Source organism: Corallococcus sp. 4LFB (assembly GCF_046520365.1).
Taxonomy (GTDB): Bacteria; Myxococcota; Myxococcia; order Myxococcales; family Myxococcaceae; genus Corallococcus; species Corallococcus caeni.
In genome coordinates this window covers 1-13,235 of sequence record NZ_JBKGHJ010000013.1, presented here as the reverse complement: position 1 = coordinate 13,235, position 13,235 = coordinate 1, and the positions used below count along the sequence as shown (strand labels likewise).

General features: G+C 69.2%; 9 protein-coding genes and 2 pseudogenes. 8 read left to right on the top strand and 3 right to left on the bottom strand.

The features are described from left to right. Nucleotides 1-361: 361 nt before the first annotated feature. The 7 genes and pseudogenes from groES (at nucleotide 362) to ACLEQD_RS02740 (ending at nucleotide 6,153) form a co-directional block, all read left to right on the top strand. Complete coding sequence (gene groES / locus ACLEQD_RS02770) at nucleotides 362-652, top strand: co-chaperone GroES (RefSeq protein ID WP_014395362.1); 291 nt, start codon at nucleotides 362-364, stop codon at nucleotides 650-652. A 47-nt stretch (nucleotides 653-699) separates the two neighbouring features. After that, nucleotides 700-2,351: pseudogene (gene groL, locus ACLEQD_RS02765) on the top strand (chaperonin GroEL). A gap of 176 nt (nucleotides 2,352-2,527) precedes the next feature. Beyond that, nucleotides 2,528-2,785, top strand: a complete 258-nt coding sequence (gene grxC / locus ACLEQD_RS02760; RefSeq protein ID WP_120621901.1) for a glutaredoxin 3 — start codon at nucleotides 2,528-2,530, stop codon at nucleotides 2,783-2,785. A 98-nt stretch (nucleotides 2,786-2,883) separates the two neighbouring features. Continuing rightward, complete coding sequence (locus ACLEQD_RS02755; RefSeq protein ID WP_410381548.1) at nucleotides 2,884-3,309, top strand: hypothetical protein; 426 nt, start codon at nucleotides 2,884-2,886, stop codon at nucleotides 3,307-3,309. Between the two features lie 203 nt (nucleotides 3,310-3,512). Next, nucleotides 3,513-4,354, top strand: a pseudogene (locus ACLEQD_RS02750) (sigma 54-interacting transcriptional regulator); the annotation flags it as partial. Nucleotides 4,355-4,357: 3 nt separating this feature from the next. After that, a complete protein-coding gene (locus ACLEQD_RS02745) occupies nucleotides 4,358-4,894 on the top strand; it encodes a hypothetical protein (protein WP_410381588.1) in 537 nt (178 codons plus the stop codon). 47 nt (nucleotides 4,895-4,941) lie between these two features. Beyond that, on the top strand, nucleotides 4,942-6,153 hold the full coding sequence (locus ACLEQD_RS02740; protein WP_410381546.1) for a hypothetical protein: 1,212 nt from the start codon (nucleotides 4,942-4,944) through the stop codon (nucleotides 6,151-6,153). An 86-nt stretch (nucleotides 6,154-6,239) separates the two neighbouring features. Here ACLEQD_RS02740 and smc read toward each other — a convergent pair whose 3' ends face one another. Next, on the bottom strand, nucleotides 6,240-9,848 hold the full coding sequence (gene smc, locus ACLEQD_RS02735) for a chromosome segregation protein SMC (RefSeq protein WP_410381544.1): 3,609 nt from the start codon (nucleotides 9,846-9,848) through the stop codon (nucleotides 6,240-6,242). A 312-nt stretch (nucleotides 9,849-10,160) separates the two neighbouring features. On the opposite strand from smc, the gene ACLEQD_RS02730 reads away from it, so the two are divergent. Beyond that, nucleotides 10,161-10,865: a hypothetical protein gene (locus ACLEQD_RS02730; RefSeq protein WP_410381542.1), complete on the top strand. Its 705-nt coding sequence runs from the start codon at nucleotides 10,161-10,163 to the stop codon at nucleotides 10,863-10,865. A 4-nt stretch (nucleotides 10,866-10,869) separates the two neighbouring features. Here the strand turns inward: ACLEQD_RS02730 and ACLEQD_RS02725 are convergent, their stop codons facing one another. Together ACLEQD_RS02725 and ACLEQD_RS02720 are read right to left on the bottom strand one after the other, a co-directional pair. Continuing rightward, on the bottom strand, nucleotides 10,870-12,246 hold the full coding sequence (locus tag ACLEQD_RS02725) for a hemolysin family protein (RefSeq protein WP_410381540.1): 1,377 nt from the start codon (nucleotides 12,244-12,246) through the stop codon (nucleotides 10,870-10,872). 12 nt (nucleotides 12,247-12,258) lie between these two features. After that, nucleotides 12,259-13,074, bottom strand: a complete 816-nt coding sequence (locus ACLEQD_RS02720; protein ID WP_410381538.1) for a tetratricopeptide repeat protein — start codon at nucleotides 13,072-13,074, stop codon at nucleotides 12,259-12,261. Between the last annotated feature and the right edge of the window lie 161 nt (nucleotides 13,075-13,235).

Below are 13,235 nucleotides of genomic sequence, written 5' to 3'. Positions count from 1 at the left end.
GCCACGCGGCCCCGGGCAGGCAAAGGCGGCCCAAGTCTTATCAGGTACTTACGCTGGCACTCAGGGGCGCCGAGTGCCAACGGCACGACACCCGGGACGGCCTTGCGGGCAGGCGCGCCCGGCGGGAATGTTTTCGAGAAAAGCCCAATCAGGACGGGTATTTAGAGGCATCCGGACAGATGTCCCGACGTCGCTTGACGAGGTGAAGTCCCTGGTTATTATCCGCCGCGCCTGGGCGTTAGCACTCAGCAGGTGCGAGTGCCAAAGCCAGGGCCCACAGGCTCTTTTTCAACAACCCCTGCGGCGTCCCGGTCCGGACCTTCCGTCCGCCTCCGGCAGCCGCGATTCACAGGAGCAAGCCATGAAGATTCGTCCCCTGCAGGATCGGCTCATCATCAAGCGCGTCGCCGAGGAGAACAAGACCAAGGGTGGCCTCTTCATCCCCGACACGGCGAAGGAGAAGCCGCTCGAGGGCAAGGTCATCGCCGTCGGCAACGGCAAGGTGCTGGAGGACGGCAAGGTGCGCGCCATGGACATCAAGGCCGGCGACACCATCCTCTTCAGCAAGTACGCGGGCACGGAGATCAAGCTGGACGGCGAGGATCACCTGATCCTCCGCGAAGAGGACGTGCTGGGCATCATCGAGAAGTGAAGCCCGCCGTTCGTCTTTCCACTCCCAACCTCTAGAGGATTCAGACCATGGCGAAGGACATCATTTTCGAAGTGCGCGCGCGTGACGCCATCCTGCGCGGCGTGAACATCCTGGCCGACGCGGTCAAGGTGACCCTGGGGCCCAAGGGCCGCAACGTCGTCATCGAGAAGAGCTTCGGCTCCCCCACCATCACGAAGGACGGCGTGACGGTGGCGAAGGAAATCGAGCTGGAGAACAAGTTCGAGAACATGGGCGCCCAGATGGTCAAGGAGGTCGCCTCCAAGACCTCCGACGTCGCCGGTGACGGCACCACCACGGCCACCGTGCTGGCGCAGGCCATCTTCCGCGAGGGCGCGAAGCTGGTCGCCGCGGGCCACAACCCGATGGACATCAAGCGCGGCATCGACAAGGCCGTCACGGCCATCATCGCCGAGCTGAAGACGCTGGCGAAGCCGACCAAGGGCAACAAGGAGATCGCCCAGGTTGGCACCATCTCCGCGAACGGCGACACCACCATCGGCCAGATCATCGCGGACGCGATGGAGAAGGTCGGCAAGGAGGGCGTCATCACGGTGGAAGAGGCCAAGGGCCTGGACACCACCCTGGACGTCGTCGAGGGCATGCAGTTCGACCGCGGCTACCTGTCCCCGTACTTCGTGACGGATCCGGAGCGCATGGAGGTCGTGCTGAACGACCCCTCATCCTCATCCACGAGAAGAAGATCTCGTCGATGAAGGACCTGCTCCCCATCCTGGAGCAGGTGGCGCGCGCCGGGAAGCCCCTGCTGATCATCGCCGAGGAGGTCGAGGGCGAGGCCCTGGCCACCCTGGTGGTGAACAAGATCCGCGGCGTGCTGAACGTGGCGGCGGTGAAGGCGCCGGGCTTCGGCGACCGCCGCAAGGCCATGCTGGAGGACATCGCGACCCTCACCGGCGGCCGGATGATCGCCGAGGACCTGGGCATCAAGCTGGACACGCTGACGCTCCAGGACCTGGGCCGCGCCAAGCGCATCACCATCGACAAGGACAACACCACCATCGTCGACGGCTCCGGTGCGCAGACGGAGATCGAGGCGCGCGTGAAGCAGATCCGCGCCCAGGTGGAGGAGACCTCCAGCGACTACGACCGTGAGAAGCTCCAGGAGCGCCTCGCGAAGCTCGTGGGCGGCGTGGCCGTCATCAACGTGGGCGCCGCGACCGAGACGGAGATGAAGGAGAAGAAGGCCCGCGTGGAGGACGCGCTCAACGCGACCCGCGCGGCCGTGGAAGAGGGCGTGGTGCCCGGCGGTGGCGTGGCGTACATCCGCTGCCTCAAGGCCCTGGACACCCTGAAGGTCGCCGACGGTGAGAAGTCCGGCGTGGACATCATCCGTCGCTCCGTCGAGGAGCCGCTGCGTCAGATCGTCGGCAACGGCGGCCTGGAGGGCAGCGTGGTGGTGAACAAGGTGAAGGAGGGCACGGGCTCCTTCGGCTTCAACGCCGCCACGGGCGTCTACGAGGACCTGCTGGCCGCGGGCGTCATCGACCCGGCCAAGGTGAGCCGCACCGCGCTGCAGAACGCCGCGTCGGTCGCCTCGCTGATGCTCACCACGGAGGCCATGGTCGCCGAGCGCCCGAAGGCGGACGACGACAAGGGCGCCGCCGGCGGTGGCATGGGCGGCATGGGTGGCATGGGCGGTATGGGCGGCATGGGCATGTAGTCGCCCCACCCTTCCCCGCGTCGTTGACGCATCAGGGACGGGACTTGACGGCCTCCGGCACCCACATGGGCTGCCGGGGGCCGTTGTGTTTCAAGGGGCCAGGCACGCGACAAGGCCCGTGGTCACGCGTGCAACGGACCCTTAGGTTTGGCATCAAGAGAGCCAGGAGGAAATCCATGAAGCCCGTGAAGATCTACACGACGACCTACTGTGGCTTTTGCGTGCGCGCGAAGGACCTGCTCAAGCGCAAGGGTGTGGCCTATGAAGAGGTGGACGTCACCGGGGACGACGACGCCCGCGCGAAGCTGGTGGAGATGAGCGGTGGCCAGCGCACCGTGCCGCAGATCTTCATCGGCGACACGCACGTGGGCGGCTATTCCGACATGGCCGCGCTCGACCGCGAGGGCAAGCTGGACCCGATGCTCCACGCGTAAGCAGCCAGGCGGCCGGGCCCCGGGTCCGGACGCCACCCGTGCCCACCGTGCCTAGCTTCACCGTCAAGGCATTCACCCCTTTTCACGGGAGGAACACCATGGCGGGCGGACAGGCAACGACGGGGACCCGGGATGAGCACCACGACCTCATCAGCACGCTCTACCACCTGCTCAAGGGCGCGTCGGTGAGCGAGCAGTACCTGCGCGACGCGGAGGCCGCGGGGGACCAGGAGCTGGCGCAGCTCTTCCGCGACTGGCAGGACGAGCAGCGCAACCTGGCCGAGCGCGCCAAGAACCTCCTGGGCGCGCGCATGGTGAACGCGCAGGCCGGCACGGGCCGCGCGGCCGCGCCGGAGTCCAGGGGCACCCGGCGCAAGGCGAACGCCAACGCGGAGGTGCCGACGCGCGAGGTGCAGGGCCCCACCAACGCGACCGTGCGCTCCGGCGGCGGCGCGGGCGACGACGCGGTGGACGAGCAGTCCAAGGAGTCCTTCCCCGCGAGCGACGCCCCCTCGAAGTACTGACGCGTGAAGGCGCACGGGAGGCAGGCCCGACGTCCCCGGTAGGGGAGCGGACGGGCCCCTTCTGTCTTCACCTTCAACGGACGTTTCCGAGTCCACTTGTTCCGCTTGCCCCTTGCGTGCCGTCCCCCCTAAAGAGGCGGGATTCAGGGCGAGGCGGGGTCTTTTTGCCCCCCGCGCCCCGTAGCGACCAGGGGTCCGTGACCATGATTGACAGACCGGATGTCACCGAAACCGTCCAGGCGGAGCGCGAAGCCCAGGCTACCCGCGTCCCCCTTCACGAGTGGACGGTGGAGGTGGTGGGCGGTCCGGACAAGGGCAAGAAGGTCACCACGCGGGACGCGCTGGTGCGCGTGGGTTCCGACGCCGCAGGGGACCTGGTCTTGAGCGACCCGACGGTGAGCCGCCGTCACCTGGAGGTGGAGCGGCTGCCGCAGGGGCTGCTGCTGCGCGACACCGGCAGCCGCAACGGCACCTTCCTGGACGGCCGGCGCATCCTCCAGGCCTTCGTCAGCAGCGGCGACAAGGTGGAGCTGGGCAAGACGAAGCTGGCGGTGAAGGTGGCCGCCCGCGCGACGGAGGTGGAGGTCGCCGGCACGGAGTCCTTCGGGCAGCTCGTGGGCAGCTCGGAGAAGATGCGCTGGGTCTTCACGGAGCTGCGCCGCATCGCGCGCGAGGACATGAACCTGCTCGTCGAGGGTGAGACGGGCACGGGCAAGGAGCTGGCCGCGCGCGCGGTGCACCAGCACTCGCTGCGCCGCCACGGCGCCTTCAAGGTCGTGGACTGCAACCTCATCTCCGAGGAGAAGGCGGAGCGCGAGCTGTTCGGGGGCTTGCGCGCCGGGGAGAACGAGGACAAGGCCGCGCGCGGCATCTTCGAGGCGGCGCGCGGCGGCACCCTCTTCCTGGACGAGGTGGGCGAGCTGCCCCTGTCCGTGCAGGGCAAGCTGCTGCGCGTGCTGGAGACGCGCGAGGTGCCGTCGCTGGACGGCAGCCGGTGGCGGTGGACGTGCGCGTCATCGCCTCCACGCACCGCAACCTGGAGGAGGACGTGCGCCAGGGCCGCTTCCGCGCGGACCTCTACTTCCGGCTCGCGGTGGCGCGCGTGCGGCTGCCGCCCCTGCGCACCCGCCGCGACGACATCCCCACGCTGTCGCAGGCCCTGTCGCGCGGCATGAAGGCCGCGCTGGAATTGACGCCGCAGACGCTGGCCCTCTTCGAGGGCTACGACTGGCCGGGCAACGTGCGCGAGCTGCGCAACGTGCTGGAGCGCGGCGCGCTGATGCAGGAGACGGGCAACACCAGCTGGCTGGACTTCCTGGCGCACGCGCCCAAGCGGGCCGAGGGCACGGAGCCGGCCACCAACGTGACGGCCATCGTCACCGGCATGCCGTACCACGAAGCAAAGGACCGGGTGCTCGCGGACTTCGAGCGGCTGTACTTCGCCGAAATCATGCGCGAGGTGGCCTTCGACATGAAGGCCGCGGAGCAGCGCACCGGCCTGTCCATGCAGAGCCTCTACCGCCTGTTGAAGAAGAACGGGCTCCGCCTCAAGGACCTCAAGAACGCCGAGGGCCTGGAGAAGTGAGCGCCCGAGCGCAGTCCCAACCACCCCAACCGGGAGAAAGCCTCACCATGCTGAGACGTCTCGCCGTCGCCTCCGTCATCCTCACCGCCGCCTGTGCCGGACAGCAGAAGACCGAAGCCCCCGCCGAGGGGCAGAAGCAGATGACCAAGGAAGAGCGGCTGCGCATCACCAACCAGCCCCCGTTCGACCTGGCGACCTGCTTCCCGCGTGAGCAGGCCCTGCCCTCGCCCGCCAACGAGGGCGTCCTCGTGGGCGCGCTCCTGAGCGTCCGTCCGGACGTGCTGGAGTGCCTGGTGGACCCGGCCCACCGCGGCCCGGCGGCCAGCACCAAGGTGACGGTGAAGACGACCGTCAACGCCCAGGGCACCGCGCACGCCATCTCCGGGGACAACCTCACCCCGGCGGGCACCGCCTGCATCCAGCAGGTGCTGGACACGCACGTGAAGCCCACGGCGCTGGCGGCGGACGCCAAGCCGGTGGAGGCCACGTACGAGTACGACCACGCCACCGCCAACAACCCCTCCGTCACCATGGGCATCAACGAGGGCTCGGACTTCTCCGGCGCGGTGCGCCTGGCGGAGAAGAGCTGGTGTGACTGCTTCGCCGCCTACAACGCGTCCACGCCGCCGGTGCTGACCTCCGACATCCACATCGTGAAGGGCCAGCCGAACCCGACGGAGGTCGTCTTCAAGCCCTCCGGCAGCACCGAGGGTGACCAGCTCGCGTCCTGCCTCCAGGCGAAGGTGGCGAAGATGCCCGCGACGACGACGGGCGAGCTGAAGTTCCCCTTCCGCTTCGTGTTCTTCAACTCGCAGGCCCCGGTGGAGGCCTCCGCGGACATGCCGCCGGAGCTGCGCTTCTTCCAGCTGGAGCTGGCGCGCACCCAGACGGCCGCCGCGTCCGCCATCGCCTTCGGCGCGCGCACCAACGCGGCGGACACGTATGACGCCGTCGTGCAGAAGTACACCAAGACGAAGGACTACAAGCTCTTCGACGAGCTGTCCTCCAAGTGCCAGTCGCTGGTGGACTCCGCCACCAAGTGGGTGGACGCGCTCAAGGCGCAGGAGACGGTGGACCAGACGACGCTGAAGCTGGTGCAGGAGCTCAAGGCCCAGAAGGAAGACTGGGCCCCGGTGGAGGCCGCCAGCCAGGAGGCCCTGGCCAACACCCAGAAGGACCTCTCCGCCGCCCAGCAGCGTCTGGCCGCGGACCAGGGCGCCTGCCCGAAGAAGAGCTACGCCCCGTCGAAGAAGAAGTAGTCCTTCGCGGCACGCGGCACCTGAAATGACAACGGGCGCTCCGGAGGACATCCCGGGGCGCCCGTCGTCCTTGGGGGCTTCGCGCCTTACGACGCGGCGGGCACCTTGTCGTCGTTGTGCGCGGAGGCCTCGCGCATCTTCACGCTGACGAGCTTGGAGATGCCGGGCTCCTCCATGGTGACGCCGTAGAGCGTGTCGGCGATCTCCATGGTGCGCTTGTTGTGGGTGATGAGGATGAACTGCGACTGGCCGCTCATCTCCTTCACCATGTCGTTGTAGCGGCCCACGTTGCCCTCATCCAGCGGGGCGTCGACCTCGTCCAGGAGGCAGAAGGGGGTGGGCTTGATGAGGAAGATGCCGAAGATGAGCGCCACGGCGGTGAGGGCCTTCTCGCCGCCGGAGAGCAGGTTGACGCTCTGGAGCTTCTTGCCCGGGGGCTGGGCCACGATTTCCACGCCCGGCTCTCCGTTGGGCCCCTCCTGCGTCAGGATGAGGCTGGCGCGGCCACCGCCGAACAGGCGCGGGAAGATGGCCTGGAACTTGTCGTTCACCACGTCGAAGGTCTGCTTGAAGCGCTCGCGGCTGGTCGCGTCGATGCGGACGATGGCTTCCTTCAGCTGGCTGATGGACGCCTGGAGGTCCTGGCGCTGGGTGGAGAGGAATTCGAAGCGCTTGGACAGCTCCGCGTGCTCGTCGATGGCGGTGAGGTTGATCTCCCCCATCTTCTCCACCTGCGCGCGCAGGTCCTTGAGCTCGCTCTCCACCTCCGGCGAGAGCGGCGCCAGCAGGTGGTAGTTGTGCAGCTCCGTGGCCAGCTCCAGCTGGTAGCGCTCGCGGATGCCGGCGGCCAGGTGCTCCAGCTCCAGGCCAATCTCCTTCTCGCGCAGCGTGATTTGGGACAGGCCCTGCATGAGCTCGTCCAGCCGGCCGCGCAGCTCGCGGAAGGCGGTGTCCTGCTCGCGCACCTCCGTGGTGGCCGTGGTGTGCGCGGTGCGGCGGGCCTCCAGGGCCTCCGCGGCCACGCGGTGCTCCTCCGCGCGCTGGTCCTTGGTGGACTCCAGCTCCGCGAGCCGGCCCTGCAGCACCTCCACCTTGGCGCGGCCCTCCGTCACCGTGGCCTGCAGGCGGCTGACGCGCGCCTCCATGTCCCGGCGCTGCGCCACCAGGCTCTCCAGCTCCTTGCGCGCGGACTCGCCGCGCTCGCTGCCGGCGGCCACCTTCACGCGCAGGCCCATCAGGTCCGAGGACGCGCTGTCCGCGCGCTGGCGCAGCCCCTCCAGCTCCCCGGCGTACTGGCGCACGCGCTCCTCGCGCGCCTCGCGGTCCGCCTGGCCGTGGGCCACCTCGCCGCGGCTGGACTCCTCCTCGTTGGCGAGCGCGGTGTGGCTCCGCGACAGCTGCCCCTCCTCGCCCTCCAGCGAGCGCAGCCGCTCGCGCACCCGGGCCAGGTCCTCGCTCGCCTTGTGGAGGTCCTTCTCCTGGCTGGCCAGGTTGACCTCCTCCGCGTGCTGCTCCTTGCCCAGGCCCTTGAGGACGGCCTCCGCCTGCCCCATCTGCTTCTGGAGCGTGTAGTGGCGGGTCAGGATTTCGTTGTAGCGCTCCTCCACCCGGGCCACTTCGGCCGCCAGCTCCGCGATTTCGCGCTTCTTCTGGAGCGCGCCCACCGCCGCGCCCTCGCGCTCGCCGCCGGTGATGGAGCCGTCGGTGCGGAAGACCTCGCCCTCCAGCGTGACGAGCGTGCACGGCGCGGGGGTGCTCTCCGCGTACTCGCGCGCGGCCGGCAGGTCCTGGACGATGACCACGTCACCCAAGAGCAGCTTGAGCACCGGCTCCAGCGCGGGCTCGCAGGACACTTCCTTCAGCGCGTGCGCCAGGACGCCCGGGCGCGTGAGGTCCGGCTCCACGAAGGCCCGGGCCTGCTCGCCGGAAGGCACCGGCAGGAAGGTGCCGCGCCCTTCGGCGTGGCCCTTCAAGTACTCCACCAGCTCCACGCCCTTCTCGCGGCTGTCCACGATGACGTGCTGGAGCCGCTCGCCCAGGGCGGCCTCCACCGCGCGCTCGAAGCGCGGCGAGTTCACCGTGAGCACGTCCGCCACCAGGCCGAAGATGCCCTGCTCGCGGGCGGCCTCCGCCGCGCGCACCATGACGGCGCGCACGCCCCGGTCGAAGCCGTCGTAGTTCTTCTGGATGTCCTCCAGGGACGACAGGCGGCTGCGCTTGTCGCTCAGCTCCTCGCGCAGCGCGATGACCTGGACCTCGTTCTCCGTGAAGGCCTCGCGCGTGCGGGTGAGCGCCTCCTCCTCCTGGCCCCGGCGCTCGGCGAGTTCAGAGGCCAGGTGGCGCGTGTCCTCCACGTGCTTCGCCGCCTGGGTGCGGACGGAGTCCAGCTCCTGCTCCTGCGCGCGCAGGGCCTCCAGCTCCCCGGCCAGCTTCGCGCGGCGGGCCTCCAGGTCCGTGCGCTGGCGCGCGAGGTTGACCAGGTTGCTCTCGTGGTTGGCCAAGCGCGTGGCCACGGCGACCAACCCCGCCCGCTCCTGCTCCAGGCGCAGGGAGATTTCGGTCTGGAGCACGGAGACGCGGCGCTGCTCCTCCAGGGCCACCTGCATGGCCACTTCGTCTTCCTTGTACGACCCGGCGATGCCCGACAGCTCCGCCTCGCGGGCCGTCATGGTCTGCACCACCTCCGCCTGCCGCGCGAGCAGCGCGTCCAGCTCCGCCTGCGCGGACGCCACGCGCGTGCCGGTCTCCTCGAAGTCGCGGCGGCCGTACGCCAGCTCCTGCGCCTCGCGCTGCAGGGCGCTCTCCAGCGCGTGCACCTCGCCGGCGTACTGCTGGAGGGCCGCTCCTTCCGCGTCCAGCTCCGCGCGGCGCCGGGTGATGACCTCCTCCAGCTCCTTCACCCGGTCCAGGCCCTCGCGCTCCTCGCCGCCCAGGTTCTCCAGGCGCGACTGGAGCACGCGCTTCTCCGCCATCAGCTCCAGCGCGCGGTGGCTGGTGGAGTGCAGGTCAATCTCCCGCATGCGCGCCTTGAGCTTGCGGTACTTCTCCGCCTTCTTCGCCTGGCGCGACAGCGTGTCGAGCCGCTTCTCCAGCTCGCCCGTGATGTCGTTGACGCGCAGGAGGTTGGCCTCGGTGGCCTCCATCTTGCGCTCGGCGGCCTTGCGGCGGGCCTTGTACTTGGTGACGCCCGCGGCCTCTTCCAAGAGGTGCCGGCGGTCCTCCGGCTTGCTGGAGACGATGAGGCCCACGCGGCCCTGCTCGATGATGGAGTAGGCCTTGGTGCCCACGCCCGTGCCGAGGAACAGCTCGGTGATGTCCAGCAGGCGGCAGACGGTCTTGTTGATGAGGTACTCGGAGTCGCCGTTGCGGAACAACCGGCGCGTCACCGTAATCTCACTGAAGCCCTGGTACTGCGGCGCCAGCGTGTCCGTGTCGTCCACGAGGAAGGTGAGCGACACCTCCGCCATGGACAGGGGCGGCTTGTTCTCCGAGCCGTTGAAGATGACGTCTTCCATGCCGCGGCCGCGCAGGTTCTTCGCGCTCTGCTCGCCCATCACCCAGCGGATGGCGTCCACGACGTTGGATTTGCCACACCCGTTGGGGCCGACGACGCCCGTGACGCCCTCGTCGAAGGAGAAGACGCTCCGCTCCATGAACGACTTGAAGCCGGTGATGTCCAGGCGCTTGATTCGCATGCCAGCGGTTCTCCCCAAGGCCGTCGGTGTGACGGGGTGAAAACGCGCGCGAGGCCGGAAAATCGGCTCCGCAGCGTTCGGCAGGAGTACCAACGCACCCCACCGGGGATCAAGCGTGACCATGCCACGCATGACCCTATGTCCAGTGCTACAGGCCGGTTCGTCGGTGGGCTCGCACCACCCTTGCAAAGCAGCCGACCCACCCTACCTTCCACTTGATCTTTCTGGAGGCGTCCTACGTTTCAGCCCTTGCTTGCTCTGTCGCTCCTCGTGGGCGCGTCCCCGACGTCTCAGGTAGCACCCCGGTCTGACATGGTGGCGGCGGTGGCGCCGGCCCCCTGTCCGAACCCCTGGTTCCCCATGGAGGACGGCCTGACGCTGACGTACCGGGCGGGCCGCTCCTCGGAGCTGGTGCTGGCGACGAAGGACGTCGCCCCGGCCCCGGACGGGACGGTGAAGGCCACGCTGGCGGTGAGCCTCAAGGGCCGCAGCGGCCAGACGGACCTCACCTGCGACGCCCAGGGCGTGCGCACGGGCCTGGGCGGCCTGGAGGGCACGCTCCTGTCCGCGTCCGGCATGGACGTGCAGGTGGTGAACGCGGAGGGCGCGGCCGTGCCGGCGCCGTCCGTGATGGTGCCGGGCGGCAGCTGGAAGAACAGCCTGTCGGTGAAGCTCCAGCCCCCGGCGAGGAAGGGCGGCCTGCGCCCCATCATCGCCACGACCTTCGACAAGGAGGCCACGGTGGTGGGCGAGGAGGAGGTCACCGTGGCGGCGGGCACCTTCAAGGCGCTGAAGATCAAGAACATCACCACGGCCCGCGCCAGCCGCCCCGGCTCGGAGGGCCGCTCCATGGAGAGCTTCATGTGGTTCGCGCCGGACGTGGGCATCCTGAAGCTGACCACGGACGGCGAAACCCACCTGGAGCTGCTCAAGGTGGAGCGGCGCAACGCCAAGGTGAAGCCGGCCTCCATCCAGGGCGGGGCGAAGAAGAAGGCCGTGAAGCCCACCAAGGGCTAGGCCTTCACCCCGTCTCGCCGGACGACGCGGGCGGCTCCGTGGAGCGGCCTCCGTCCTTGGGCACCGCGGTGGGGCGCGACTGCGGCTCCACCGTCACGCGCACCACGCGGGGGCCGTCCACCTCCTCCACGAGGATACGCCACATGTCGAGCTTGAGGCTGTCGCCCGTCTCCGGCACCCGGCCCAGCTTCGTCATCAGGTAGCCGGCGATGGTGGTGACCTCGCCCTTCTCGTCGTCGCTCAGGTCGAAGTTCACGTCCAGCTGGGCCTCCAGGTCGTCCAGCTGCGCGGTGCCGGGCAACTCGAAGCGGCCGCCCGGGAGCGCACGGACCTCCTCCACGCGCCGGCCCAGCTCCGCCACGTCGCCCACCACCTCCGCCACCACGTCCGCGATGGTGACAAGCCCCGACGTGCCACCGTGCTCGTCCACCACCAGGGCGATCTGCCGGCGGCGGCGGCGGAACTCCGCCAGGAGCTGCTCCAGCGTCGCGTTCTCCGGGATGAAGAGCACCGGCCGCTGCACCTGGGACAGGCTGCGCAATTCGCCGCGCGACAAGAGGAAGAACAGGTCCTTCACGTTGACCACGCCCTCGACCTCGTCGAGGTTGCCCCGGCACACCGGCAGCCACGTGTGCCCGGACGCCCGCGCGTCGATGACGTTCCTGTCCACCGGCTCCTCCACGTCCAGGTAGCGCATCTGGTTGCGCGGCACCATCACCTGCCGCGCCGTCTTCTGCGCCATCTCCAGCGCGCGCTCCAGGAGCTCCGCGCGCGCCGTGGTGATGGCGCCCGCCTGCGCGGAGCTGTGCAGGATGACGCGCAGCTCCTCCTCGTTGGTGGCCTCGTGCGACTCGCTGGCGGAGTGCAGGCCGAAGGCCTTGAGCACCAGCCCCGCCAGCCAGTTGAGCAGCCGGATGGCCGGGTAGAAGAGGACGTAGAACGCGCGCATGGGCAGCGCCACCGCGAGCGTCGTCTGCTCCGCGCGCTGGATGGCGACGCTCTTGGGCGCCAGCTCCCCCATCACGATGTGCAGGAACGTGATGATGCTGAAGCCGATGATGCCCGCCGCCGTGGAGCCGTACTTCGCCGCCATCGCCTCCGGCAGCACCTTCTCCATCACCGGGTGCAGCAGGTGTTCGAACGCGGGCTCACCCAGCCAGCCCAGGCCCAGCGACGCGAGCGTGATGCCGAACTGGGTGGCGGACAGGTACGCGTCCAGCTCGCCCACCATCTTCAGGGCCATGCCCGCGCCCGGCGTGCCCTCGTCCACCAGGGACTGCAGGCGCGTGGCGCGGATCTTCACGATGGCGAACTCCGTCGCCACGAAGAAGCCGTTCGCGACGACCAGCAGCAGCGCCAGCCCCAGGAAAACCCATTCCATTGTGTGATTCCCTCAGAAGAGGGCTTCGAAGTCCGGATCGCCCTTGAGCACGTCGAACATGGGGTCCGCGGACAGCCACCCCAGGACCTTCTGCCGGTCCGCCGCCAGCGCCTTCTGCAGGTCCTGGACGGCGTCCTTCGGACGGCCCCACAGCGCGTACAGCGCCGCCAGGTTGTAGTTGAGCAGCAGGTCGTCCGGGTTGAGCGCCCGGGCGCGCTCGTAGGCGCGCTCCGCTTCCGCGTAGAAGCCCTTCTGCGCGTAGCAGATGCCCAGGTCCAGCTGCGCCTCGAAGTTGTCCGGCTCCAGCCGCACCACTTCCTTCAGCTGGGTGATGGACGAGCGGTAGTCGCCCTCGTCCATCATCAGCGCCGCCAGCTCATGCCGGGGGAAGGCGTCCTGCGGATCCAGCTCGATGGCGGAGTGCAGCTCGCGCATCGCCTCCTCCACCCGCCCCTGGTCCGCGTAGGTGAGGCCCAGGTTGAGGTGGGCGTCCGGGTACTCCGGATCCAGCTCGATGGCTTCCTTGTACTCCTCCACCGCCATCTCGCTGGCGTGGGTGGAGAGGAAGCAGGCCAGGTTGTAGTGCGCGGTGGCGCTCTCCGGCTCCAGCTTCAGCGCGGTGAGGTACTCCGCCAGCGCCTCGCGGAACTGCTTCTTCTCCGCGTAGACCGTGGCCAGGTTGTCGTGCGCGTGCGCCGACGTGGGGTCCAGGTCGATGGCCTTCCTGAACTCCTTGATGGCCTCGTCCAGCCAGCCCCGGTCCGCCAGCTCGATGCCGCGGGTGTTGTGCTCGTCGGACAGAGCGATGTTGTCCTTTTCCCGGGCCATGAGCGCGCGGCAATCTACGCGTCGCGCGTTTCCCCGTGCAAGGTAGAGTTTCCCCTTGCCCATGCGCCACGCCGCCCTGCTGCTCCTGCTGTCGCTTTCCGCCTGCCATCCCCGCCCCGTGACGCCCACGGCCCCGCCCCCCGGAATGGAGCCCTCCGCCG